Below are 26,401 nucleotides of genomic sequence, written 5' to 3'. Positions count from 1 at the left end.
TTAACGCGCTGTCTTCAACTTGAAGATGAAACCACCTCAGGCTGGCGATTGAAACGGGTGACGAGCCGATCCAGCAACCCCATCACCAGCAGCGACGCCCCCACCAGCGGAAACACCACTGCCAGGGCCAGCATGATGAACACCCCGGTCTTCCAGGTCGGCAAGTCGTGACGCAGCGCCGGTACGCCGAACTTGCCCTGGGGCCGACGCTTCCACCAGATCACCACGCCGCTGACGGCGCTGAGCAGGATCATCAAGCAAATCAGCAACACGATGATCTGGTTCAGCGGGCCGAACATCTTGCCTTCGTGCAGCATCACGCCGGTTTCGGTGGCGCGGGCGACGACGCCGTAATGTTCCCAACGCACATCCGCCAGGACCTTGCCGGTGTACTGGTCCACGTGCAGGGTCGCGTCGTTGCGCGGGTCGTCGGCGAATACAGCGATGGTGAATACGCCGGTAGCGGTGGTCGGCAGGGTGATGCTGTAGCCAGGTTCCACTTTGCGTTCGGTGGCGATGTCCTGCACCGCTTGCAGGCTTACGGTCGGCGCGGCGGGACCTTCATGGGCGCCGCCGTGGGCCATGTGTTCGGCATGGTCGCCGGACATCGGCATCGGGGTATTTTCCACGGCCCAGGGTACGGTCTGGCGGTGCGCATTGTTGAGGCTGCCGGCGGCGACGTCGGACTTGGGCATGTCGTTCCACATGGCAGCCGGGAAGCGGTTCCAGAGGTCAGCATATTGCTTGCCCCAGAAGCCGGTCCAGGTCATGCCGCTGAGCAGCATCACCAGCAGAAACGCCGCGCCCCAGAAGCCGACGACCCCATGCAGGTCGCGCCAGAACAAACGACCGCGAGCGCTCCAGCGTGGCCACAACACTCCGGCCGACGACTGCCCGCGAGGCCACCACAGGTACAGGCCCGACACCACCAGGACCACGCCCCAGCCGGCGGCCATTTCCACCAGTCGGTCACCCACGGTGCCGATCATCAACTCACCGTGGATGGCCCGGGCGATGGCTTGCAGGTTGTCCTTGGCGTCCTGTTCACCGAGGACATCGCCATGGTACGGGTCGATGAACACGTTCAGCTCGCGGCTCTTGTCGATCACCACGAATTGCGCACTGCGCTCGGCATTGATCGGCGGCAGGTACTGTTTGACCTGGCCTTCGGGGTAGGCCTGGCGGACCTGTTTGAGCAGGTCGTCCGCCGCCATCGTGTGATGGCCGGCCGGCACGTTCAGCAGGCTGCCGTACATCAGAGGGTCGAGTTGCGGCTTGAACAGGTAAATGATGCCGGTCAAGGCCAGCATCACCATGAACGGCGCCACGAACAGCCCGGCATAAAAATGCCAGCGCCAGGCCAGGTTGTAGAAATTGGGTTTCGGTTGGCTCATTTTAGAAGCGCTCCGCAGGGCAAATGTGATCGTTATGTTTTTGGCGCTTTTGATCGTTCCCACGCTCCCGCGTGGGAACGCATCCAGTGACGCTCTGCGTCACCGCAGGACGCGAAGCGTCCCGTGCTGCATTCCCACGCAGAGCGTGGGAACGATCAATCAGGTCAGTTGTTAGAAGCTCATATCCACCTTGGTCCAGAGCGTGCGCCCCGGTTCGTTGATGGCTTGCGGGTCACTCGCCGGGTAGCCGAACCCGGCGTTGCCGGCCAGGTTCAGATGTTCGGCGTAGGCTTTGCCGAACAGGTTGTCGACGCCGCTGCTGACCTTCCAGTGCTTATTGATGCGGTAGGCACCGTTGAGGGAGAACACCCCGAACCCGGAACTCTTGCCGTAGTCCTTGCCCACTACGTTGCCCTTGTTCTCGTCGACACGGTTTTGCGCGGCCACCACGCGCCACAGGGCGCCGGCGCTCCAGCGATCTTCGCTGTAGGTCAGGCCCAGGCGGGCATCGAGCGGCGGCATCTGTGCCAGGGCGCTGCCATCGCTGCTGTTTTTGCCCCAGGCGTAGGCCAATGTCGCATCGGCTTTCCAGCGCTCGGTCAGCTTGTAGGCCGCGCCCAGCTCACCACCCATGATCCGCGCATCAATGTTCTCGGCCCGGGAGGTGGTGCCCATCATGCCGGGCGTGTAGTCGAACAGGATGTAGTCGCGCACCTGCCCGACATAACCTGACGCCCAGGCCTCAAGGGTTTCGGTCTTGTACTGCAGGCCGAAGTCGAGTTGGGTGGTTTTCTCCGGTTTGATCGAGTCGAAAGCATTCAGCGAACCGGCGGGGCCGGCGTTGGCCGAAAACAGCTCCCAGTAATCCGGAAAGCGTTGTGCGTGGCCCAGGCCCGCATAGAGGGTAGTAGGGCTGTCGGCCAGATCGTGTTCGTAGCGTACGAAACCACTGGGCAGCGTGTCGGCGCGGGTTTGGTCGGCAGTGGGATTGGGCCGGGCGGACATGCCGGAGCCGATGCTTTGACGGTAATCCTTGGCCGAGGCACGGTCGAGGCGGGCGCCGCTGACCAGCCGGTCGCGGTCGGCGGCGTACCAGGTCAACTCACTGAACACGCCGTAGTTATGAAAGTCGGCGTCCTTGGTGCGCGGCCGTTCCTTGTAGGTGTCGATGCCCATGCTACTGCGTTGGCGATGCTCGTTGGTCTGGGCGTCCAGGCCACTGATCAATTGCACATCGGCCCAGCGCCAGGTGGCCTTGATGCGTGCGCCGAGGGTGCGGCGGTCGACGTTGGACGCCATGGGGCCGGCCATCATCCCGGTGCCGGACGGCGTGCGCAGCGTGTAGTTGTCCATCACATGGTCGGCGTAGTTGTAGTAGACCTGCGCTTCGAGCGTATCCAGCACATTGCCCATGTTCGAACGCTCGAAACGCAAGCCCAGGCTTTCACGCTTGAACTGCGAGCCATCCATGCCACGTCCGGCGTAGCGTGCTTCACCGTCGCCCTTGCCAGCGGTCAGTTCCAGCAGGGTATCGGCATCCGGCGTCCAGCCCAGCGTCACGTCGCCGTTCCACTTGTCGTAGCGCGACGGCACCGTGTCGTTGTTGCCGTCACGATAATCGTCTGAATGAGCGGTGTTGCCGATCACCCGCACGTAACCCAAAGATCCGCCGGCAGCCGCATCCACGACCTTGTCGAAGCGACCGTTGGAACCGGCCAGTACGCTGGCGTTGATCCGGGTGCCCAGTTCGCCGAACTGCTCCGGCTCGCGTTCGAACAGCACGGTCCCGGCCGATGCACCAGGGCCCCAGAGCACGGTTTGCGGGCCCTTGATAACGGTGAGTTTGTCGTAGGTTTCCGGCGAAATATAGGACGTCGGCGCGTCCATCCGGCCCGGGCAAGCGCCCAGCAGCATGCTGCCATTGGTGAGAATGTTCAGCCGCGAGCCGAACATGCCCCGCAGTACCGGGTCGCCATTGGTGCCGCCGTTGCGCACCAGGGCGAAGCCGGGAATGGTCTTGAGATAATCGCCGCCGTCGCTGGCCGGCACCGGTTGGCGCGGATCCTTGGGGTTAGTGACCACGGTCAGGGGCGAGCTGGGAGCGACGGCGGTAATGACCGTCGGGCTCAGCTCTTCGATCTGAGCTTCGTGGTGAGCATGCTCGTCGGCCAGCGCACAGGGCGTGAGCAGCAGGCCGCACAGTGCGGTGGCGGTGTAGCGAAAACGAACCCGGGGCTCGTTCGGGGAGCAGCGAACCTGGGCTGCCCCCAATGCGATGTCGGCAGAAAACCTGGACATGATGATTCCATCGAACAGACGTAAACGACACGGTCGGGCAACCTGGGGCTGTCTTTTGCGACCGGGTGAAGTAAGTGTGGGGTCTACGCGTCGAGGGGCGGTGCGCGGGTGCGGGCACCGGGGAAGAATGACGTCCGGGCATGGCCCAGGCGTGGCGAGGGGCTGGTGTAGGTGTGGGGTGGCGGGGTATCGAAGACGGCGAAGCTATGACCCCCCGTCAGCGCGGGGCAATTGAACAGCAGGCTGCAATAACCACACTTTTCCCACAGTACGTGATGCTCACTCTGGGGCGGGCAATGTTCGGCTTTCGGTGCTTCATGCTCGGCGTGAACGCCCGCCGACATGTCCATGTTCATGGTCATGGACGAAGACATGCGCTGATCCATCGGCATCGACTGAGAAATCAGCGGACCGATAAAGATCATCAGCATGGCGAACAGGCTGATCCAGCTGCCGCGTGTCAGGCTCATCAGCTGACGGCGGGGCATGACCGACCTGGCGCGGGGCGTTCGCATGGGCAAAGGTGATCAGTGGGCGTGCGTTTGGGTTTTGCTGCTGTCGGGGGCTTTTTTCTGCACCGCGACATCGACCGTGACATCCCCCGCTTTTTCGAAATGCAGGGTCAGAGGGAAGCGTTTGCCGTCGCTGAGCAGGCTGCGATCCTCCAGCCCCAGCAGCATCACGTGATACGCCATCGGCGCGAAGGTGACAGTCGCACCGGGGGCGATATCAACGACGGGCACCGCTTGCATTTTCATCAGGTCGTTTTGCATCACGTGTTCGTGGAGCTCGGCTTTGTCGGCAATCGGCGAATCGAGGCTGAGCAGTTTGTCGGCGGTTGTGCCCTTGTTGTGAATCACGAAGTACGCGGCCACGGTCGGTGCATTGGGCGGCAACTCCTGGGACCATGGATGAGCGATTTCAAGCTCGCCCGCTTTGTACTGGTGAGCTTGGGCGAAGCCGACGGGAAGCAGCAGGGCGGCCAGCAGGATAAGTCTGTTCAGCATGGGTAGTTCTCCGGAACGATTCAGGGCGCAGTGTCATGCGAGAAGAATCAGGCCAGAGGTGAGGCGCGGGGATTGAGGCTCGGCCATTGCTGGCGCGGTGTGGGGCTGTCGAGCAGTGGGTGGGCCGCGCCGCGATGGGCCGGCTGAGCATTCAGGTACAACTGCGGCTCGTGCCCGGTGAGCGCCACCAAGGGCGGCGACCCCGCACAGCACCAGCAATGCTGCATCGTCGAGTGATCGTCGTTCTGCGGCGTGCTCTGCTCGAACTTGCCCAGGGAAATCGCCACCAGTTTCGTGCCGCTGGAAGAGCAGAAACTGCCCCACAGCAATTGCTCGGCTGGCGACTGGGCCTTTGCCATCGCACCACCGCTGCCGGAAAGCGGCATGGCAAGCATGTTGAACAGCACTGCGAAGCAGGCGATCCAGGCAAATGCAAGCCGTTGTCGGGACATGGGGCAATCCGCTCGATGGTCGATCAGGTGGCGGTATTTAGCCTGATCGGGGTTGATAAGTAAAAAGAGCACGTGCGGTGTAGGGTCGCAGGGCTTGGGTTAACAGTAGCAACAGATCTTCAAGGGAGTGCTTTTATGGCAATGGATTTTGATCATCTCCTGCTCTGCGTTCAAAAGCAGAGTAGGGGCTTCATCGTGTGTTTATAGCTTCGTGTGAGGGCCATAGCATTCCTTTGAAACTCTAGGGGTGTGCGCACTCATTGTGGCGAGGGGATTTATCCCCGTTGGGCTGCGAAGCAGTCCAAAAATCTGATCTCGCGGTTTGTCGGGTGGACTACATTCACTGCTCTTGGGGCTGCTGCGCAGCCCAACGGGGATAAATCCCCTCGCCACAGGATTGGGTTTGACCAATCGTTTTTGATCAAACCCAACGCCCTGTGGCTTATCTCGGGTCGACCACATCCAGCGCCCGATTCGCCAGCAACTGGCCCAGCTCAATCATTTGCTGGACCCCTTGCGCGATATGTCGTCGCGAGCCCTCCAGATCGAATGCCAGGTCGCTGACCATGGCATTGGCCGACGCCAGGGTTTCGCTGAGGTTGGCGAGCAGGCATTCGGCGTCGACGTTAGGTGCGATGACGAAAAGGGTATTTAGCGTGTCGGATGGTTCTTTGTCGGCTGACGGCTTGAGGTAATAGTCCAAGGCGCGGGTGGCCGCGTCGTCGAGTTTTTTGGCGTTGGCTGACTGGCAACGGGACGTGTGGTCGTCTGGGGTTGGGGGATTCGGTGTGTTCTTGAACATTGCTGGAAACTCCATGTTATGGAGCCGCAACCGTTTCGCGACTAAACGAAGGGCGGCGGCTGTGCGCAGGTTAGTCGACCGGGGAGTCCAGCATTACCGGCGCGCCCGAAGGCGCCCTGCGCACAACCACCATCGAGTGCAGGGATGAGACACCTGACTGACGGAGCTTGTGAACCTGCTGAAAACCTCGGGCGACTAAACCCGATCACTGATGGGCAGTGACGGGATTCAAGTTACCGACGGCCTCCAAGGCGCACAAGCCAGCGGATTCTGGCGTAGTTGTAGGCAGCGGCGCAAGGTGACGTAGCTTGCTGGCGTAGTTCCGACAGGACAGGCTTGTAGGACGGTGCAGGTTTCTGTCAGACCAAATGCCGAAGCCCCTGCAACACCTCATCCACCGTCCCAAATTCCCGATCCACCCCCGGCAACACCGGCCGCTTCAACACCAGCACCGGCAGCCCCCGCTCCCGCGCCACTTCCAGCTTCGGCTCGGTGGCCGTGCTGCCGCTGTTCTTGCTGATCAGCACATCGATCCGCCGCCGTTCGAACAGTTCGCGCTCACCGTCAATATGAAACGGTCCACGGGCACCTATGACTTCGCAGCGCTCATTACCGGGGTAAACCTCCAGGGCCCGCAGGGTCCAGAATTGCTCGGGCGGGATTTCGTGCAGGTGTTGCAGCGGCTCGCGGCCAAGGGTGAAGAGGGGGCGGTGGAACGGCAGCAGGGACTGGATCAGTTCGGCCCAGTCGGCCACTTCGCGCCAGTCATCCCCGGCCTGGGGTTGCCATGCCGGACGGCGCAGGGCCCAGCAGGGAATGCCGCAAGCGCGGGCTGCGTGGGCGGCGTTGTGGCTGATTTGTGCGGCGTAGGGGTGGGTCGCATCCAGCAACAGGTCGATGCCTTGGTCTCGAATGAATTGCGTCAGCCCTTCGGCGCCGCCGTAGCCGCCGACGCGCACCTGACAGGTCAGGTCGGTGGGAACGCGGCCGATCCCCGCCAGGCTGTAGAGGTGTGTTGGGCCCAGGGTGCGGGCGATGGCCAGGGCTTCGGTGATCCCCCCCAGCAGCAGGATGCGTTTCATTTGAAAGCTCCGGCGTGACCGACGATGCCGCCCTGGCGGTCGATGGCGAAGACTTCGACCTGGACCTGGGCCGGTACGATGCCGCGAGCGAAGGCCAAGGCGTGTTCGCAGACTGCGTCGCCGAGGGCGATGCCAGCGGCGCTGGCCATCGCCAGGGCTTGTTGGCTGGTGTTGGCCTGGCGAATGCCTTGCTGCAATGCCTCATCGGCACCGATGGCGGCTGCCCATTGCGCCAGTTGTGGCAGGTCGATACTTGAATGACGGCTGTGCAGGTCCATGTGACCGGCGGCCAATTTGCTGATTTTGCCAAAGCCGCCACAGAGGCTGAGCTTCTCCACGGGCACCTTGCGCACATGCTTGAGCACCGCCCCGACAAAATCGCCCATTTCGATCAGGGCGATTTCCGGCAGGTTGTAGACCCGGCGCATGGTGTCTTCGCTGGCGTTGCCGGTGCAGGCGGCGATGTGCAGGTAACCGTTGGTTTTCGCCACGTCGATGCCCTGGTGGATCGAGGCAATGTAGGCCGCGCAGGAGAATGGTCGGACGATGCCGCTGGTGCCGAGGATCGACAGGCCGCCGAGGATCCCCAGCCGGGGATTCATGGTTTTCAGCGCCAGCGCTTCGCCGCCCTCAACGTTGACCGTGACCTCGAAGCCGCCGGCATACCCGGCTTGCTCGGCCAGCCGTCCCAGGTGGTCGCCGATCATTTTACGTGGTACCGGATTGATCGCCGGCTCACCGACGTCCAATACCAATCCTGGCCGCGTCACGGTGCCCACGCCACGCCCGGCAATGAAGCGCACCCCAGGCTCGGCTGTCAGCCGCACTTGGGAAAACAGCAGCGCGCCGTGGGTCACGTCCGGGTCATCGCCGGCGTCCTTGATCGTCCCGGCTTCGGCGCCTTGCTCGGTCAGGCGGCAGAATTCCAGGCGCATCTGCACGTGCTTGCCTTTGGGCAGCACGATCTCCACGGCATCGGCCTGGATGCCGCAAAGCAGCAGCCGGGCGGCCGCCAGACTGGTGGCGGTGGCGCAACTGCCGGTGGTCAGGCCGCTGCGCAGGGGCGCGGGTTGTTCGGCGGTTTCGTCACGCATCGAAGGGTTTGACCAGGTCGAGCAAGGTGATGGGCAATGCCTGGCGCCAGGTGTCGAACTCGCCCAATGGCTGGGCCTGGGCGATGTGGATACGGGTCAGTTCGCCGCCATGAAGTTCGCGCCAGTTCATCAGCGTCATCTCGCTCTGCAGCGTCACGGCGTTGGCCACCAGCCGTCCGCCGGGCTTGAGTCGAGCCCAGCAAGCGTCGAGCACGCCCTCGCGGGTTACGCCGCCGCCGATGAATACCGCGTCCGGCGGCTCCAGTCCTTCCAGAGCCTGCGGTGCCCGCCCGCGGATCAGTTGCAGGCCGGGCACGCCTAGGGTGTCGCGGTTTCGTTCGATCAACCCTTGGCGGCCTTCGTCGGCCTCGATGGCCAGGGCTCGGCAACTGGGGTGGGCGCGCATCCATTCGATACCGATGGAGCCGCTGCCCGCCCCCACATCCCAGAGCAATTCACCGGGCATCGGGGCCAGACGGGCGAGGGTAATGGCGCGCACGTCACGTTTGGTGAGCTGGCCGTCATGTTCAAACGCAGTGTCCGGCAAACCGGCCAGGCGCGACAGGCGCAACGCCGAGGGTTCGGCGCGGCATTCGACGGCGATCAGGTTCAGGTCCGCGACGGTGGGATCGGACCATTGTGCCGCACAGCTTTCGATCCGCCGTTCGGCGGCGCCGTCCAGATGTTCGAGCACGGTCATGGGGCTGGGGCCGAAGCCGCGCTCGCGAAGTAGCGCCGCCACGGCGGCAGGACTGTGGCGGTCGTTGCTCAGCAGCAACAGCCGGACGCCTGTGGATAAGTGAGCGCAGAGTGCCGCCAGGGGCCGTGCCACCAGCGACAGGGTGACCACCTCCTGTAAGGGCCAACCCATGCGGGCCGCCGCCAGCGAACAGGACGATGGCGCTGGAATGACCCGCATCTGCTCGCCAGGCAACTGTTTGGCGAGGCTGGCGCCTACGCCATAGAACATGGGATCGCCGCTGGCCAGCACGCACACGGGGTCTCCGCGCCGTGCCAGCAGCGGTTCGAGGGAAAATGGACTGGGCCACAGCTCCCGTTCACCGCGGATGCACAGCGGCAATAGCGCCAACTGGCGCTCACTGCCCAGAATACGCGAGGCCTGCAGCAAAGCGTGGCGAGCCGCTCGGCCCAGGCCCTTGAAGCCGTCTTCACCGATGCCCACTACGGTCAGCCAGGGGGTCATCTCTGTTCCTCGAATGGATAGGTTTGATCGGCGGGCTTGTTGCGCACGCGAACCGGGCCGCCATCATACCGTGCGCCTTCGGTTATGGCGTGGGCCGTTGGGAGCCTGCCGGCGTGCGGCACCGATTCAGACAGACCGCTTCGCGAGCAGGCTCGCTCCCACAGTTGTGATTGGGGGAGGCACTAGGTCTGTGTTTGCCACAGGTCCCCTGTGGGAGCGAGCCTGCTCGCGATGGCGTCGGCACATTCAACATCACCTTCTCAAGCAGGCAGCCGATTCATCGGTAGACGTATTTGAGGATATAGGCATACAGATCGTTGTAGACCGAGTCGGGTACGTGTTCAGCATGGGGCTGGGTCTTGAGCAGTGTCAGGTGGCACTCCTTTACCATTTCTTCGCGGTCGCCGATGAGGTGGAGGCGGTTGTTGGTGATGATCTCGAAGGCATTTGCATACACCACCTTCGGTCCCGCGATGAGCAAAGTCCCGTCCGGATCGAGGGTATAGGTGCTTTGGGTGCGCAGGATCCGTTCCTTCAAAGGGCCGAACCCGCGCTCGTACAAGTATATCTGCGAGCCGCTGACTGCTTTGGCCGCCGTCTCGATAGCCAGCAGGGTCGGCTGGGCGTTGCCCAGGCTGGCATTGAGCGCCGATAGCGTGACGAACCTTTCCATCTCCTGTTTTTCCAGGCTTCTGAGGGCTCTTTTGATACTCGATAGATGAGCGAACTCTTTTTTGCAGGCGATGATGTGGGTTTCCAGCTGATAGCCCGCTGCCGTGGCCATCGCCGGGAAGGCCGCGAAATCGATGCTGTCGAACGCGCATTCCATGATGATGTTGTATTTTTTCCTGAACGCCTCTGCGAAGATTTTCGAGCAAACCTCTCGAACAAAGGCCTCTGTATGCTCATAAGCATGCAGCACACCGCGTTTGATCATTTCGGCGTAGTGAGGGTGTTTTTCCCGGTACTCGGGCAGGTACAGGCGCACATGATTGTCGTAGCGTTGGGAGGGCAGGAGGCTTTTTTCCAGCAGATAGGTTTTACCCGATCCCTGCGATCCGGCGACGATCAGCATTTTGGGGACGGACTCGACCGTAATGCCATTGAACAGCGTGTCGGTGATTTCGGTGAATGCGGTCGTGACCTGTTCCGGGGTGTAGGCGTAATTCGATGCGTGTGGCATATCCTGATGTCCTTATCAAAGATTCCCATGAAGTGAAGTGAGTGGTTGCCCTTTGAATAAAGCGGGGTTTTGCGGCTTGTTCAAATGAGCGTGTGTTCCAAGATATATGCCTGTTTTTTAAGGTAAAAATCCCTACATGGAAGGCGCCGTAAACTTACGTCAGCGTGCCTGACACCGAACCCCTTTGGCGTGCTTGCTCGCGAAGGCGTTGGCACATTCAACATCACCCTTTCAGGTGGACCGCTATCGCGAACAGGCTCGCCCCCCCCGTTTTGTGGCCGTGATCGGCTCCCTGGCGCAGCGCGATGCCCGCAATCCGACCAGCAAGCTTTTCATGCCCCCCGGCAAAGCAGGCATAATGGCGGGCCTTCGCCGTTGCGGCGTGCCTTATCGACCGGTTTGCCCTTGAACGAACGTCCATCATCCAGCGTCATACGCCCCTCGGGTTGTCCGGGGTTGCTGCGTGTCGTCCAGGCGCTGGACGGAGGGATCTGCCGGATCAAGCTCGACGGTGGTTCCATCCAGGCGGATCAGGCCGACGCCGTGGCGTTGGCGGCCGAGCGGTTCGCTGGTGGCGTCATCGAGGCGACCAACCGCGCCAACCTGCAAATCCGTGGGATTGGGCCCCAGCACGATGCGTTGATCGAGCCCTTGCTGAACGCCGGACTTGGCCCCCGCAAACTGGCCGGCGATGACGTGCGCAACCTGATGCTCAGCCCCACGGCCGGGATCGACCGGCAGATGCTGCTCGATACCCGTCCGTTGGCCGCGCGGATTCTTTTCACCCTGCAAACCCATGAACGCTTCCATGAGCTGTCGGCCAAGTTCGCCGTGCAATTGGACGGCGGGGAAGGGTTGGCGATGCTTGAACATCACCATGACCTGTGGCTCTCGGCGCTGGTTCGCAACGGCGAACCGTGGCTGGCCTTCGGGCTGGCCGGCACCCCGCTGGATAAGCCGGACGGCGCTGTGCGCCTGGCCCAGGGACATGATTTGGTGGTGGCGGTGCTGGAGTTGTTTCTCGACCTGGCCCGTCCCGACCAGACGCGCATGCGTCACGTGCTGGCCGAAATCCCGAGGGATGAGTTCCTTGTCCAGTTGGCCCGCCGCGTGGCGTTGCAGCCCCCTCCGGATTGGCGGCGGGGCGAGTCCATCGACGGATTGCACATCGGCATCCATTCCCAGCACGACGACCAGGTCTACGTTGGCGCGGCGGCGCCTCTGGGCCGACTCGACGCCGTCATGCTGCGCGGGGCCGCGCAATTGGCGCGGGACAAGGGCGACGCCAGCCTGCGTTTCAGCCCCTGGCAGAGCCTGTTGCTGCCCAACGTGCGCCGCGAGGATGCGCCCGGTGTGCGGGCGCGGCTCGAGGAGCTGGGGCTGTTGTGCTCGCTCGAGCAACCCCTGGCGCAACTCATCGCGTGTACCGGCTCCAGTGGCTGCGGCAAAGCCCTGGCCGACACCAAGGCCGATGCTCGTCAATTGGCCGAGCTGCTGCAACGCCAGGGCCGTGCCCTGAAGATCCATCTCTCGGGCTGTCCGCGTTCCTGCGCAGCGGCCCATGTCGCGCCCGCCACCTTGCTGGCGGTCGCCCCCGGTCGTTACGACCTGTATTTTCGCGATGCGACGCTGCCGGGTTTCGGCGCGTTGCAGGCGCACGATCTAACTATTGAAGCGCTCGGCCACTGGCTCGACGCTCGCCCCCGGAGCCCCCTTGATGCTTGATTACATCCGCGACGGTCAGGAGATCTATCGCAACTCCTTCGCGATCATTCGCGCCGAAGCCAACCTGGCGCGCATTCCGGCCGACTTGGAAAAACTCGCGGTGCGGGTGATTCACGCCTGCGGCATGGTCGAGGCCGTCGATGGCCTGCAGTTTTCCGAGGGCGCCGGCACGGCGGGACGCCAGGCGCTGGCCGCCGGTGCGCCGATCCTGTGCGATGCGCGGATGGTCAGCGAAGGCGTGACCCGGGCTCGCCTGCCAGCGAACAATCCGGTGATCTGTACCTTGCGCGACGAGAGCGTGCCGGCGTTGGCCCTTGAATTGGGCAACACCCGTTCGGCGGCCGCCCTGGAGCTTTGGCGTCCGCATCTGGAAGGCAGTGTCGTGGTGATCGGCAACGCGCCGACCGCCCTGTTCTACCTGTTGGAAATGCTCGATGCCGGCGCGCCGAAACCGGCACTGATCCTGGGCTTCCCGGTGGGCTTCGTCGGGGCCGCCGAGTCCAAGGCGATGCTGGCAGCCAACAGCCGTGGCGTGCCGTTCGTGATCATGCAAGGCCGGCTCGGCGGCAGCGCCATGGCCGCCGCCGCCGTCAACGCCCTCGCTACGGAGATTGAATGATGCAGCAGCCTGGACGTCTGATCGGCCTCGGCGTAGGCCCCGGTGACCCGGAACTGATTACGGTCAAGGCCCTGCGCCTGCTGCGCGAATCGCCGGTGGTGGCGTACTTCGTCGCCAAGGGCAAGAAGGGCAACGCTTTCGGCATCATCGAGGCGCATTTGCAGGAGGCGCAGACGTTGCTGCCGCTGGTCTATCCGGTGACCACCGAAGCGCTGCCGGCCCCGCTGTCCTATGAACAGGTCATCGCCGACTTCTACGACACCGCTGCCGAGCAGTTGGCCGTGCATCTGGATGCCGGTCGTGATGTGGCGGTGATCTGCGAGGGCGATCCGTTCTTCTACGGCTCTTACATGTACCTGCACGATCGCCTGGCCGAGCGCTATGACGCTGACGTGATTCCTGGCGTGTGCTCGATGCTCGGGGGCGCCTCGGTGCTGGGTGCGCCGCTGGTCTATCGCAACCAGAGCCTGTCGGTGCTCTCTGGCGTACTGCCCTTTGAGGAGCTCAAGCGCCGCCTGGCCGACGCCGATGCGGCGGTGATCATGAAGCTGGGGCGTAACTTCCCCAAGGTTCGGCAGGTGCTCCAGGAACTGGGCCTGGACGGTCGGGCGTTGTACGTCGAGCGGGCAACCATGGCCAACCAGAAGATCGTGCCGCTGGATGAAGTCGAGCCGATGTCCTCGCCGTACTTCTCGCTGATCATCGTGCCCGGCGAACGGTGGCAGGGTTGATGACTTCCAAAGTGCCGGCCATTGTCATCCTCGGCCCGGGCAGTCTCGCCACCGCCCGGCGAATCCAGCAGCGCTACCCTGACGCCCTGATTCACGGCCTGAGCGGACGGGTCGAGGGTGTGGATCGTCAATACACCGAGTTCGGCACAACGCTGCGCGAGCTCTACCAACAGGACACGCCGATCATCGCCCTGTGCGCGGCCGGCATCGTCATCCGCACGCTGGCGCCGCTGCTGCTGGAAAAAGGCGTCGAGCCGCCGGTGCTGGCGGTGGCCGAGGACGGCAGCGCGGTGGTGCCGCTGCTTGGCGGGCTGGGCGGGGTCAATGTCATGGCCCGTGATATCGCCACAGCACTGCAAGTCACCCCGGCGATCACCACCAGCGGCGAATTGCGTTTCGGCACCTGCCTGCTCAATCCGCCGAGTGGCTACAGCCTCGGCGATCTGGAGCAAGGTAAGCGTTTTGTCTCCGATCTGCTGGCAGGTGAATCGGTGCGCATCGAAGGCGCCGCGCCGTGGCTGGTTCAGGCGCAGTTACCCGAGGATGAACGGGCACGGTTGGCGATCCGTATCGACAGTGCTGCGGGTACACCGGCGGCGGATGAGCTGCGTATTTATCCGCGCAATGTGCTGGTGGCGTTGAGTGCAGGGGCGTCGGCGGACATCGGCGCGATACTGGAGCAGGCCGGCCTCGCGCCGCAGTCGCTGGCGTGCCTGTTGGCGGCGGACAGCGACATGGCCCGTCCTGAGCTGCACGAAACGGCATCGGCCTTGGGTGTGCCGCTGCGTTTTGCCGCAACCAATGGCAACCTCGTAACATGGTTGAGCGATGCCCTCGGCCAACCGGCATCGCTACAGGTCATGGGCAGCCATGCCATCGCCGTGACTGAGCAGCCCCTCGACCCCGACCAGATTGGCCGCCCGCGCGGGCGTCTTGCCGTGATCGGCCTTGGCCCCGGCGCTGCCGAGTTGATGGTGCCGGCCGTGCGCGCCGAACTCGACCGTGCCACCGATGTGCTGGGCTACGAAACCTACGTGCGCATGGCCGGTCCCTTCCGGTCCGATCAGGTGCAGCACTGCACCGACAACCGCGAGGAAATGCAGCGTGCCCGTCATGCCTTCGAACTGGCGGCCCAGGGCCGTTCCGTGGTGGTGGTGTCGTCCGGCGATCCAGGCGTGTTCGCCATGGCCGCTGCGGTGCTCGAAGCGCTGCACGAGTCGACGGATGCCCATTGGCATGGCGTCGACCTGCAAATCCTTCCGGGCGTCTCGGCTTCCCTCGCCACCGCCGCCCAGGCCGGTGCGCCGCTGGGTCATGATTTTTGCGTGATGTCTCTGTCGGACAATCTCAAACCGTGGTCGATCATCGAGAAACGCCTGGATCTGGCGGCTGAAGCAGACCTGGCCCTGGCGTTCTACAACCCGATCTCCCGTTCCCGACCGTGGCAGTTGGGGCGAGCGTTGGAGATCGTTGCGCAACATCGCACGCCGCACACGCCGGTGGTGTTGGGGCGTGATATCGGTCGTCCGGGCCAGACCCTGAGGATCACGACTTTGGGGCAGTTGACCCCGGAACAGGTGGATATGCGCACCATGGTGCTGATCGGTTCCTCCACCACGTGTGTATTCCCGCGCGCCGAAGGGGGCGACTGGGTGTACACGCCGCGTTGGTATGGCAGCAAACCGCTCTGATAAAACCCGGCGGCCCGCCTGGGCCGCCTCTATCTGACTTCGTCATGTTCGAGACTGCGTGGGTAAAAGACGACCCGCTGTTTGACGCTGTAGACGTCGCGAATACCTGTTTGTTTGAATAATGAAATAAATATTCGATGCGCGAGCGCTAAGTCATTGTGTTCGGAAACTTATTGAATTCCTTGTGAGTTGAACAGCGTTCGAAGTGTGGGCTATGTTTGCTTCCGCTTTGAAATTGATTGGGACTGTAAAGTGCTGTTTGCGGCCTGAGTGAACGCTGTTGTTGGGGCGCACTGGGGATGGCTGCTACTTATCTATTGCAGGAGAGAGCGCGCAACTTCTCCTGACAAGAGTATTTCTTTAGATGACTTGATGCAGAGGCTGCCCGAGTGCTTGGAAGCGCTTGTGGGCGGTCATCGTGCAAGGCTGTCCTGTATTTATATACGATAAATGGAAGTATTGTTTATGAGTGAACCTGAGCGTTCATCGGCGGATGACTACGTCGATTTTGTGAGTTTGTTGAAACTAAAGGATCTTGAACGGGCCTTAATGCCGTACAAGGGTTCCGAACAATATGATTCGGTACTTCGGTATTACTTTGGTTGTATCGCCTTGTTGGATTCTGCGCGCATGTTGGAACCGTTGGGGCTGCTCAAGCAGGCGGTGGGAACCTTGCAGGGAAACAGCCGGCGCCGTCGTGCGCCGGAGCCGCTGAGCACCGATGGCGCCGGGCCTGCGAACCTGGCGCAGATACAAAACAAAATCGAGGGTTTCGAAGCGCGCCTGCACAACAGCTTCGAGCAGTTGAAACTACCCGCTACCGAAGTGCCGAAAAACCTGCATTTTGTCTGGCTTGGGGGCGGCGTCGGGGCGATTCAGCGTGATTACATCAATATCTGGAAAAAGGTGATGGGCCCGCAGGGCTATCGCCTCAGTCTCTGGTATGACAGCGACGCGCTGCTGGCCTATGAGACCAACCGGATCATTGTCGAAGCCGCGAAGGCCGATGCCATGCTCAATGGCGGGCAGGCCAGTGTCGATCCGTTGGAGTTGGGCGACCGTTATGAAGAACGCGCCATCGTCCTGAAGCAGCAGATGTATGCGCATATCACCAAGGTTGTGAAGAACGGCGGCAGTGCTGATGAGGCTCGAATCGATCTGCTGGTTCGCGCCTACGGCCAGGATAAGGCGCGGCTCAATACCCTGATGAACGATAACCGCCTCAGCCTCACGGCCTTGGCTGAGGGTTGCCTGAGCCTGCGCGACGTTGCCGCCGGGCAAGCACCCCTTCACTTGCGGGATATCTACGAGCGCGAGATCAGTCTGCGTGGCATGTTTGCCGGGGGCTCCGACATTGTGCGTGTCGAAGCCCTGTTCGCCGAAGGGGGCAGCTATGTCGATATCGATCACCTGCCGCCCTTGCTGGAGAAACTGGGGGAGGTGGACATTCGTGAGTTCAAGACCGACGCGCGCCTGGGGGTGTTGCAGTTGTTGCTTGATCGAAACCCGGATTGGATGCCCGGCCGTCAGGCATTGCGCAGCCAGTACACGGATTATCTCCACGCGATCCCGTCGCAGCATCGCGATGCGCTGGAGCGGTTCGCTAAAAGCCAGCCCGAGTTGAACCGCGTTTTTCGCCCGCCGGTGGAGCGTCTGGCGCGTCCGTACGAGCTGCGCGCCGTTGCCGCGCGAAACTCGTTGAGCAACGCTTTTTTGATGGGCCACCCTGGGGCGGCGATGCTCAAAACCGTGCTCGAGCGTTTCAGGCTCAACTATGAAATCGTCGATGCCACCGCGCGCCTGGCCGATGAGCAAAACGTTGCCCTTACCGATGCCCAGAGCATGATCGGCCTTGCGCGTCAGGCCGCAACGCAGATTTTCGGTGCGTTTCACGAGCTGTCGCCGGAAGCGGAAATGGCCGCGGCGTTTCTGGTGGAGGCGGCCGCCACTTACTACAGCGACGGTATCCGCCCCCAGAGCGAAGTGACGATCTACCTGACCGGCCCAGCCGCCATGCGCGAGGGGATGGCCGATTACCACCGGGCGCATTTCACCCCGCGAACCGCCGAGCAGTGGCGCGCGGAGGCGGTCATCGCCGCCGTCGGCAGCGTCAATGGGGCCACCGAGGAGGAGCTGGATCACTCCTGGAAGGAAAACGAAAGTGACACCGGGCAATGGCTCGTTAACGAGAAAAAACGCTGGCAAGAGGGCCGGTTCAAGGCTCGTTATGCCGGCGATATGGCCGAGCTGCTCAAATACCGTACGCTCCAGTTCGATGAAGGCTGGCCGGTGATCGAGGGGCGACATGTGTTGTCCACCGAGCTTTTGCAGCATCTGGCCGATGAGCTGGGTAAGCCGTTCATGCAGATGATGAGTCTGGGCCATGACGGGACGGTGATTTTCGACAAGGCGATACCGCTGGGTTTTGATGAACGTCAGTCGATCCTCGCCCAAAGCGCCAGTGCGTTGCCGCCAGCATCGTTGAGCGATCAGCAAACGCGCCGGTTGTCCGTCGTTGAGCTTCTGGAGCGCCTCGCCAAAGGTGATTTTGAAGTCGCTCAATTGAGTCCCCTGCAACGTCTGCTGCTGGGGGGCTTGACCGGTGCGACGGCCTTGGATAATCGCAGCTTCGATGCGGTACGCCCGCAGTTGGATAACCTGGCCAACAACGTCGCGAACCAGGGAAGCGCTGGCGGCTATGCAACGATCGAGCATGCGTTGTACCAACGTAAGGCGCCGGCTTTTCTGGCCGGGCTTGCCAGTGCGGCCGAGTATCCGCCAGGGCATGAGGAAACCGCCCTGGCCCTGAAGAAAAACGCCCTGGAGCAGCCTTTGACATTGTGCCAATGGGGCCAGCACGTCGCGCGGATCCGCCAGGTGGCGAAGCTTGAATACCGTGTCCGGGTCGTTGAACGCCTCGGTACTGTCCTGGACGATTTCGATGCCGACACAATCAAGCTTGTACCTCAGGATCTGCTGCTCCAGGGCGATGGCGACAGGGTGGGCGGACGTTGTTATCCCTTGGCCCTGGCAATGGCGGCAGCCTTGTCGCAGGACAAGGTTGCGGTCAACACCTTGCGTGAGCGGTTCTACCTGGGGGTGATCGAGCCTCAGGCCAGTGATTCGCAGACGTTCCTCAACTGCGTGGAGTCGTTGCGCGATGTGCAGATCGGCGACGTCGGCCGTGGGTTGGCGCGCTCGGATCTGAATGCGGTGGTGGACATTCTGCAAGCCAGGACAACGACCAGCACGCTGATGCTCAACTCCGACAATCACGCCATGCTGGTGGCCAAGACCCTAGAGGGGGAGCGCAGTACGTATCACTTCTACGATCCGAATTTTGGCGTATTCGAGTTCCAGCAGGCGACACGCTTCAGGCAAGCCTTGGAGCAGTTCTTCCTTCAGCACGAGATGGCCAGTTATTACGCCGCGTATGGCGATGCGGCGCGCCCGACCTTCGATCTCATCGACCTGGACGGTGCCAAGGTGGCGAGCCTGGCATTGTCTGGTGCAATTGAAGTTTCCAAACTGCTGCAACCCGGCGCGCTGCCCGGGCAGGCGCAGCGCCCGGTCAGACAGCGCCTGGCCAATGCCCGGGGGCAGTCGCTGCAGAGTAATCCTCGATTGGGCAACTGTCTGCTGGCGCTGGATGGCCAGTGGTGGGGGCAACAGATCGCGCAGGCAACGGCCCATCTTCAGCAGGCGGGTCAATTGGCATCAGGCCTGGTGCCGTTGTTCGAAACCCTGGAGGTCATGTCGAACGGATCGTACCGCATAAGCCTGATCGATCCTGAGAGTCCCGAGCACCTGGTACGGGTCGTCACTGACGACCATCGACTCTTGCGTATAAAAAGCTACCTCTCGGAACGTTTTTCAGCCTTGGCCAATAAACCGTCCGTGCCCAGCGATCCCACCGAAGTGGGCAGCGTCCATACCCTGAACGCCGGTTTCGCCATACAAGCATTGATGAATGCATTGAGACGGCAGGAAGGGCCTGATCGCTCCCTGACGCTGGCGGTGCGCTTGCATGGCTATGTCAATTACGCGCAATTGGTTCACGGCAACGTGGTGGATATCGCGGGCCTGGTGGGGCTGGTGCGTCAGGCACTGGCTGAAGAAAAACTGATTGCCCGTACCGTCGCGCCAGTGGTGAAGGCGGCGGTGGGAAGCAGCGTGAGCGAAGCGACAGGGGGGCTGCTGCAACTGGCGAATGTCGGCTTCGACATCTATCAGTTGTCGACTGCCCGAAACGAAGTGGAACGCGCGCAGTTCGGCACCCAACTGGCGTTCGACTCGGCCGGTCTGGCGTTGTCGGTAGGCGCTTACGCCGCCGGTGCCACCACCGCCGGAGCGTTTCTGGGCGGCGCCGCGGTGATGCTGGGCGGGCTGGCGGTGGGGGTGGCCGCGCTGGCCCAGGGGTTCGCCACCATTGCTGAAGAAGCCAAACAAGTCGGGCTTTTCTTCGATGAGGCTACAAAAGCTCATCTTCAGCCTTATCACTTTGATGTCCCCAGTGGGGCATGGCTGCCGCGTTCTTCGTTGATCGTTCAGACGCTGGACCTGACCCGCTCCGAGCTCGTGCTGGACAGCCCCAGGCTGTATCCGCTACGTGATCATTTCGGCGTGCCGACCTTTGATGACGATTACCGCCGGGCAATCGATATCCGTCGAGAGCTGAATCTGCCAGGTCGGGTCAAGTTCACGCCGCCGGCAGGCCAGGTCGTCCTGCCTTGCACACCGCAAACCTGTTATCGCTACGAGTACAAGGCGCTGCCCTTCGCGAGCCTGCGCCATGACACCGGTTTCGACACGGCCCGGCGTCTGGAAAAAAGGAAAGCGGATGGTGGCTGGCTGTTCCTGTTTTCGTTCTATTCGTTTCCCAGCGACTACATCCTCTACCGCATGGTGCCTGACTATCGGCCAACAGTGATCGATGTGTGGCTCGATTCCGTCGATCGCTCGCTGGTGGTGCCCGTTCTCCCTGCCGTCTGGCACGCAAAGGTAGCCTATCGGATTCGGGGTGCCGGAAAACGCTGCGCGTTGGGACTCAATCCCGGCGTGGGCCTGATCCTTGAGTCGGGGCCTGCGCAGAAGTCCAGTTGGGTATTGGACGCCCCTTGGGTCGGCGAGAGCGACATCCGTTTCGAGGGTTCAGGGAAACTGTTTATCGGTGAGCTCCAGGTGACGCTCACGGGAACGGGGAGCCATGAAATTGTGCTCAAGATCTCCGACAATCAAGTGTTTCAGGTTGAGCTGCAGGCGCGCAAACTCACCCTCGTCGAGCAGGATGTGCCACCGGGCATGAGTCGACAGGCGTTGCAGGGGCACCTCAAGACTCTGGCTCAAAAGCACCGCCTGGTGATGCCGTATACGGCGGTGCACCATTATCTGATTCCGTTCGAGGCACCGGACGAGCCCCGCTACGTTACGGCCTGGTATGACGCGAAGGAGGACCGCTTCCTGTACATCCGTGACGATATGCCGGGTGTCGATGGCGCTGTGTTGGGAGCGGTGGCGGGTGCTTCCTGTTACTTCTACGACCCGCAGAACCTGATCATCTGGCAAGTCGACGCGGTGACCGGGCTGTTGAGCCATCGTTATTGGCTGTGGGGCGCAAGCAATGTCGCAAGCACCATCAAGCGCGTCGAGGTGGATGCACAGGGGGTGATTCATGTCGTTCAGCAAATCACCCGCAAGGATCAGGCCCGCGATGTTCTCGTTTATGTGATACATGAGGGGCAACTGCTGCTCAGTTCGATCACTCGGGACCTGGACCTGGCATTGGAGTCGGTCCTGAGTGCCAGCGAAACACTGGCCGACTGGTCGCTGATCCTTGGTAACGGCTACCCCTTTACCCCATCCGCCAGCGAAAAGGACAGCTTCATCACCGTCAACTGGCGGCCTGCCCCCTTTGTTTCGGTTTGCTGGAAGCCCGAGGCGCAGTGGCGGGACATGGCCTGGGTTCGCCGCGGCGATCACTTGATCATCCGTCCCTCACCTCGCCGCAATCATCACCGTGGCTGGGCCGACTCGATCAAGCACATGACTGACCTGACGTTGCTGACACCGGCGGGCGACAGCGATGTGTTTGTCATCTATGACCGGCTCAGACAGGAACTGTGTCGCAAGCAACGTACCGAGGTGGCGGGAAAGGGACACTGGTCCGAAACATGGATGCGCCCGCAGAAGCTGGAAAACGTCATGGCGGTTGACGGCGGCTACGTCGCCCTGACGTCAGAGGGCCTGTTCTTCAACCTGACGAGCCAGGGCAGACTGGCCTTGGGCGGTTTGAGTGAAGTGTGGCTCAAGGATCGGGCGCACTGGTGGTCCGCATTGGAGCCCTTGGCCCGGCAATACGCAACCGACAGCTTTGCCCTGATCGGCTTGACCCACTTGAACGGTGACGCGAGGTTGTGTGCCTGGTACGTCGGCAACCGATTGTTGCTGGCTGAATGGGGGCATGCAAAGCAAGTGCGCCTGCTCGGCGTTACCCCGGATAGCGAAGCGGCCTGGCTGTTCGATGTATCGAGTGGCGAAGTCTATCGCCAGGCATTCATCGATCCGCAGAAACTGGAGTCCGCTTTTGGCCAGGGTTCGCAGTTGCTGCAGGCTGATGCATTACCCCCCGCGGAGCGTGCATGGGCGCCCTGGCAGTTTGTCGAACTGACGGTCGAAGGAGTGGGGCTGCGTGGCGTGACATTCGAGGGCGTGGTGGTTGTGCTGCGAGACCGGGAGCCGGCGTTGATTACCGGCGTCACTCACGAATGGGTCGTCGCACAAGGTGGCCGGAAGCTCGAGGGCCTCAAACAGCTGGCGGCCCAGCCATTTCGCAGCGCACTGCTGTCAGTGGAGGAGCCCGGTAACCTGCAATGGTTCGTCGCCGAGACCGAGCGTGTGATTCGGGTTCCCAAGACGGCCATTCCAGAGTCCTTTGAACTATTGGGTACCCAGCAGCGGAGCAACGTGCTGCTTCATGAAAGCAGGAACGGAAAGCTGCTGACCTTGCCGGTTATGGAGCATCTTGGGCCACTCAGTTACATCCGGCGTGATGCCGAGGTTCTGGCCATTGAGGGCCAGATGAAGATCGATGATCTTCTTGCGCTGATGCCGGATGATGTTACGACTCTGGTCCTGCGCATGGGGCAAGGCGCGGTGAGTTACAGGTTGTCGAAAGCGGCCTGGTTGAGAGTCAAGTCGGTCATTCTCGATTGCCGGCACTCGCTGGGCAGCGCGCAGACAATCCCCGGTAAGTTGATCTGGGAGCACGATGAGCCTGACCAGTTGTTGCTGAGCCCCATCCATGAACATCTGGTGATCATCGACCCGAACAGTGGGCACAGTGTGATTTTTCGTGAAGTGTATGCGGCGGATGTCAACTTGCGCGGAGAAGTCGTGCTCAGCTTTGGAGGAAACCGGCATTACACCGTCTCGACACTGATTGAGCAGTTGGGTGCTTTGCAGAATGCCAGCAACGGTGTCGCGCTCAAAGAGTTGTCACACGTATCGTATGAGGAGGAAAGCAATCTGGTGAGTTGACCACGGTCCGATATTCGCGCTGGGGTCTTACGTCGCAAGCAGACCGCTGCTGTGTCAGGGCACCAGATAGCCTCTGACCCCGGTAAAGATGATCTGCGCGGCCAACGCGCAGACAAACAACCCCATCAGGCGGCTGACAATCTGTAAGCCCTGGTCACCGAGAATCCGCTCGATGCGGCTGGACAGGTAAAGCACCACGCCGACGGTAAAGCTGGCCAGGGCGATGCTGATGATGGCCATGAGTTTGTCGTCCCAGTGCGGCTGGCTCACGCCCATCACCAGCAGGGCGCCAATGGTGCCGGGGCCGACCGTCAACGGAATGGTCAGCGGGACAATGGTCACGTCCTGCTGAACATTATCTGTCTGTACGGCTGATTTGCCTTGGGCCATGCCCAGCGCCGAAATGAACAGCACGCTGCCGGCGCCGATTCGGAACGCATCCACGGTGATGCCGAACACGCTGAAAATCACCCGTCCGAACAAATACAGCAATACGCTGGACACCAGCGTCGCGATCGCGACTTTCCAGGCCAGGCGCCGTTGTTCCTTGCGCGAGTAGCCGCGAGTCAGGCTGATAAAACACGACAGCACGAAGAAGGGGCTGTAGAGCACCAGCATCTTCAGATAAACGCTGAACAACACATGAAGCATGGTCGAGGCTCAAGGCGGAGAAAGACGTCGGGGAGTCTATCAGGCGTTTTGGTGTCTGTCGGCTCAGGACGTCTGCGCTGTACGATTCTGCTGGTCGCGCTGGGCCACCCAGTGTTCGATCAGCTCGCGCAGTTGCGACAGTTCCACCGGTTTGGCCATATGGCCGTCCATCCCGGCCTGACGGGCGCGTTCCTTGTGTTCGGCCAGGATGTGCGCGGTGAGCGCGACCACGGGGGTGCGGGTGCGCTGGTTACCCATTTCCCAGGCGCGTAGCTGTTGCGTGGCGGAAAAGCCGTCGAGGATCGGCATTTCGCAGTCCATCAAGACCAGGTCGTAGCGCTGCTCCTTCATGGCCTTGAGGGCTTCCTCGCCGTTGCTGGCGGTATCGGGTTGCAGGTTGAGCTTGCCGAGCATGCCACGGATGACCTTGGTGGAAATGCTGTTGTCTTCGGCCACCAGGATGCGGAAGTCGCTGGGCACTTTTACCGGAACGACAGGACCGGCGCCCATCGGAATGCTCGGCGCCTGGCCTTTGTTGCGCTGGTTGAGTTCGTCCGCCAGGGTGGTCTTGAGGGTATAGCCGGCCACCGGTTTGGCGAGGATGCGCTTGACCCCGCTGTTGCGTGCCACGACCTTGCTCGGCGCGTTGCTGATGCCGGTGAGCATGATCAACAGGATGTCGTGATTCAGGCTCGGGTCTTCCTTGATCTTGGCCGCCAGTTGCATGCCGGTCATGCCGGGCATGTTCTGGTCCAGCAGCACCACGTCGAAGTAGTCCCGCAGGTGCGCCTTGGTGCGCAGCAGCGCCAGGGCTTCCTTGCCCGATGGTACGGCGCTGACGTTCAGGCCCCAGGCGCTGCATTGCTGCACGAGCACTTTGCGGCAGGTGTCATTGTCGTCGACGATCAACACCCGCGCCCCTTGCAGCGGACTGTCGAGGTCGGAGGTCGGATGTTCGAGGCGATCCCGGTCCAGAGGCAAGGTCAGCCACAAGGTACTGCCCTGGTTGCTGCCGCTTTTGATGCCGAACTCGCCGTGCATCAGCATGATCAATTGACGGGCGATGACCAGGCCCAGGTTGCCGCCCAGGCGGGTGGCCGAGAGGAAGTTCTTGCTGTGCAATTCGGCATGCATCAGCGTGTCGCGCTCTTCGGCGTCCATGGGCGTTCCGCTGTCCTGCACCGCGATGCGCAGGCGCGGCTGATTGCTGCGCTCGTCCAGCGCCACGACGATCAACACTTCGCCCTCGTCGGTTTTTTTCAGGGCGTTTTCCAGCAGGCTCAGTAGCGCCTGGCGCAACCGTGTCGGGTCACCGCTGATCACTCGCGGCACCTGGGGCTGGATAAAGCTGATCAGTTCGACATTCTGCTGTTCGGCCTTGGCGCGGAAGATACTCAGGCAGTCCTCGATCAGCGCATTGAGGTCGAACTGCACGTCGTCCAGTTCGATCTGCCCGGACTCCAGCCGGGAAATGTCGAGGATCTCGTTGATCAGGGTCAGCAGTTCGTTGCCGGCGCTGTGGATCGTCTGCACGTAATCACGCTGCTTGACCGACAGCGGCGTGCCCAGCAGCAGTTCGGTCATGCCCAGTACGCCGTTCATCGGCGTACGGATTTCGTGGCTGATCTTGGCCAGGAACTCGGCCTTGGCATTGATCTCGGCATTGCTCGCCGCCAGGTCGCGGCTGATGCTGAAACGGCTCTCGTTGATCGAGCGCTGGCGCTCACCCAGGGCGACACTCATGAGCAGTCCGCTGACGCAGATGAACCCCAGCAGGGTGATGATCAGGCCCTGGGGAGCGACTTCCGTCAGCCCTTGCAGGGCCGGCAGGATGATCAGCGTGCCCAGGTTGAAAACCACCATGGCGGCGACAAACAGCCGTGCCGGGCGATAGCCCTTTTGCCAGTGCCAGGCGCTGACAAACAGCATGCTCAGGCCGGCCAGCGCGACCAGGGCATAGGTCATGATATTGAGCGGCAGTGTGTTCACGAACAACAGCAGCAGGCTGCAGAGCGTGATGAACACGATGTCTCCCAGCAGCAGCCGGTTCAACGGGTGCGGCCCCAGTGGGGCGAAGAAGCGGTAGGCGAACATCAGGCCGCAGGGCGCGGTCAGCAGCAGGGCCAGATAGGCCCCCGGCGTCTGAATGGCCGGCCAGTCGGGCAGCCAGGCTCCAGCCAGGTTCAACAGCAGCACCAGGCTGAGCATCAACAACCCTTCGCAGGCCGCCAGCCACAGGCAACTGCGTGAGCGGGTATAGGCGTAGCGGGTCAGGTTGTGCAGGATCAGCATCGCGATGCAGCCGAACAGCAACCCGTAGATCAGCGTCTGGTTCTGGTTGGCCGCCGCCTGAATCGCCGTTTCCAGGGTGACATAGGGCCGCAGTTCGTGCCGGGACGCCAGGCGCAGGTAGACGTCCAGCTGTTTGTCGCTGCGCGGCAGGGCCAGCATGTAATCGCTGCTGGGCAGGGGCTGTTCGATACGGGGCAGGGCATCCCCGCCGACCTGTTGGTCCACCAGGGTATCGCCGTCCAGCACATAGAGGTTCAGGCGAGACAGGTCGGGTGCAAAGATACGCAGTATTTGTTCATGTGGGTCGGGGGCAAGCCGGAAACGCAACCACAATGCCCCACCCGGCTCGGCGGCCTTCAGGCGGTCCAGGTCGATGGGGCTGAATTGATTGGTGTAGCGGGCAGAACGGATGTCGCTCAGCTTCAGGTCGCCCTGTTCGTCGAGCAATACCGCCCAGCCACTGCCTGGCGCGGCCTGGGCCGGGAGCGTGCAGAGCAGTGTCAGCAGGGTGACGGTTAAACCTATGGCAATCCTGAGCCAGCGCACGGCGAAATCCCTTCGTAGGTTGATGCCAGATTATAACTATGCGCGGCGCCGGAGCAGACAGGCAAGGGCCATGGGCGCTTGCCGGTCTGAATGG

Annotated in this window: 17 protein-coding genes; 5 read left to right on the top strand and 12 right to left on the bottom strand. The window is 62.0% G+C overall.

Annotated features, from left to right (window positions below; translation table 11 throughout):
- Positions 1 to 14: 14 nt before the first annotated feature.
- From MKS85_RS21530 to MKS85_RS21485, 10 genes are all read right to left on the bottom strand, one after another.
- A complete protein-coding gene (locus MKS85_RS21530) occupies positions 15 to 1,394 on the bottom strand; it encodes a PepSY domain-containing protein (RefSeq protein WP_076382860.1) in 1,380 nt (459 codons plus the stop codon).
- Positions 1,395 to 1,565: 171 nt separating this feature from the next.
- On the bottom strand, positions 1,566 to 3,692 hold the full coding sequence (locus MKS85_RS21525; protein WP_188252142.1) for a TonB-dependent copper receptor: 2,127 nt from the start codon (positions 3,690 to 3,692) through the stop codon (positions 1,566 to 1,568).
- An 83-nt stretch (positions 3,693 to 3,775) separates the two neighbouring features.
- Positions 3,776 to 4,207, bottom strand: coding sequence for a DUF2946 domain-containing protein (locus MKS85_RS21520; RefSeq protein ID WP_188252141.1), 432 nt, complete (start codon positions 4,205 to 4,207; stop codon positions 3,776 to 3,778).
- A 12-nt stretch (positions 4,208 to 4,219) separates the two neighbouring features.
- Complete coding sequence (locus MKS85_RS21515) at positions 4,220 to 4,699, bottom strand: copper chaperone PCu(A)C (RefSeq protein ID WP_310663132.1); 480 nt, start codon at positions 4,697 to 4,699, stop codon at positions 4,220 to 4,222.
- A gap of 47 nt (positions 4,700 to 4,746) precedes the next feature.
- Positions 4,747 to 5,151 carry a DUF2946 domain-containing protein gene (locus tag MKS85_RS21510; protein ID WP_188252140.1) on the bottom strand — a complete coding sequence of 135 codons (405 nt, stop codon included), beginning with the start codon at positions 5,149 to 5,151 and terminating at the stop codon, positions 4,747 to 4,749.
- 442 nt (positions 5,152 to 5,593) lie between these two features.
- The gene (locus MKS85_RS21505) at positions 5,594 to 5,953 is read right to left on the bottom strand and encodes a DUF6124 family protein (protein WP_188252139.1); all 360 of its coding nucleotides are present in this window, start codon (positions 5,951 to 5,953) and stop codon (positions 5,594 to 5,596) included.
- Between the two features lie 359 nt (positions 5,954 to 6,312).
- Positions 6,313 to 7,035: a cobalt-precorrin-6A reductase gene (locus tag MKS85_RS21500; RefSeq protein WP_188252138.1), complete on the bottom strand. Its 723-nt coding sequence runs from the start codon at positions 7,033 to 7,035 to the stop codon at positions 6,313 to 6,315.
- A complete protein-coding gene (locus MKS85_RS21495; RefSeq protein WP_139048487.1) occupies positions 7,032 to 8,129 on the bottom strand; it encodes a cobalt-precorrin-5B (C(1))-methyltransferase in 1,098 nt (365 codons plus the stop codon). The genes MKS85_RS21500 and MKS85_RS21495 overlap by 4 nt, the downstream gene beginning before the upstream one ends.
- Positions 8,122 to 9,333 (bottom strand): precorrin-6y C5,15-methyltransferase (decarboxylating) subunit CbiE, encoded by a 1,212-nt coding sequence (gene cbiE, locus MKS85_RS21490; protein WP_188252137.1) that lies wholly within the window; start codon positions 9,331 to 9,333, stop codon positions 8,122 to 8,124. The genes MKS85_RS21495 and cbiE overlap by 8 nt, the downstream gene beginning before the upstream one ends.
- 277 nt (positions 9,334 to 9,610) lie before the next feature.
- The gene (locus tag MKS85_RS21485) at positions 9,611 to 10,516 is read right to left on the bottom strand and encodes a zeta toxin family protein (protein ID WP_188252136.1); all 906 of its coding nucleotides are present in this window, start codon (positions 10,514 to 10,516) and stop codon (positions 9,611 to 9,613) included.
- 405 nt (positions 10,517 to 10,921) lie between these two features.
- Here MKS85_RS21485 and cobG point away from each other — a divergent pair, with 405 nt between their 5' ends.
- The 5 genes from cobG to MKS85_RS21460 all read left to right on the top strand — a co-directional run bounded on the left by cobG (position 10,922) and on the right by MKS85_RS21460 (position 22,818).
- Positions 10,922 to 12,241 carry a precorrin-3B synthase gene (cobG, locus tag MKS85_RS21480; RefSeq protein WP_223194550.1) on the top strand — a complete coding sequence of 440 codons (1,320 nt, stop codon included), beginning with the start codon at positions 10,922 to 10,924 and terminating at the stop codon, positions 12,239 to 12,241.
- Positions 12,234 to 12,860 carry a precorrin-8X methylmutase gene (locus tag MKS85_RS21475; RefSeq protein WP_047227378.1) on the top strand — a complete coding sequence of 209 codons (627 nt, stop codon included), beginning with the start codon at positions 12,234 to 12,236 and terminating at the stop codon, positions 12,858 to 12,860. Before cobG ends, MKS85_RS21475 begins: the two co-directional genes overlap by 8 nt.
- A complete protein-coding gene (locus tag MKS85_RS21470) occupies positions 12,857 to 13,591 on the top strand; it encodes a precorrin-2 C(20)-methyltransferase (protein WP_188252134.1) in 735 nt (244 codons plus the stop codon). Before MKS85_RS21475 ends, MKS85_RS21470 begins: the two co-directional genes overlap by 4 nt.
- The gene (gene cobJ, locus MKS85_RS21465; RefSeq protein ID WP_188252133.1) at positions 13,591 to 15,282 is read left to right on the top strand and encodes a precorrin-3B C(17)-methyltransferase; all 1,692 of its coding nucleotides are present in this window, start codon (positions 13,591 to 13,593) and stop codon (positions 15,280 to 15,282) included. The genes MKS85_RS21470 and cobJ overlap by 1 nt, the downstream gene beginning before the upstream one ends.
- Before the next feature lie 465 nt (positions 15,283 to 15,747).
- Positions 15,748 to 22,818, top strand: coding sequence for a TcdA/TcdB pore-forming domain-containing protein (locus tag MKS85_RS21460; protein ID WP_188252132.1), 7,071 nt, complete (start codon positions 15,748 to 15,750; stop codon positions 22,816 to 22,818).
- Between the two features lie 54 nt (positions 22,819 to 22,872).
- Here the strand turns inward: MKS85_RS21460 and MKS85_RS21455 are convergent, their stop codons facing one another.
- Entirely contained in the window at positions 22,873 to 23,469 is a 597-nt protein-coding gene (locus MKS85_RS21455; protein WP_076382842.1) for a MarC family protein, read from the bottom strand.
- A 63-nt stretch (positions 23,470 to 23,532) separates the two neighbouring features.
- Positions 23,533 to 26,307: a response regulator gene (locus MKS85_RS21450; RefSeq protein WP_310663130.1), complete on the bottom strand. Its 2,775-nt coding sequence runs from the start codon at positions 26,305 to 26,307 to the stop codon at positions 23,533 to 23,535.
- Positions 26,308 to 26,401 lie beyond the last annotated feature (94 nt).

This window comes from Pseudomonas sp. JL2, from assembly GCF_031570495.1.
GTDB lineage: Bacteria > Pseudomonadota > Gammaproteobacteria > Pseudomonadales > Pseudomonadaceae > Aquipseudomonas > Aquipseudomonas rhizophila.
The sequence above is the reverse complement of the archived record's forward strand: the minus strand, read 5'-3'. Positions and strand labels throughout refer to the sequence as shown.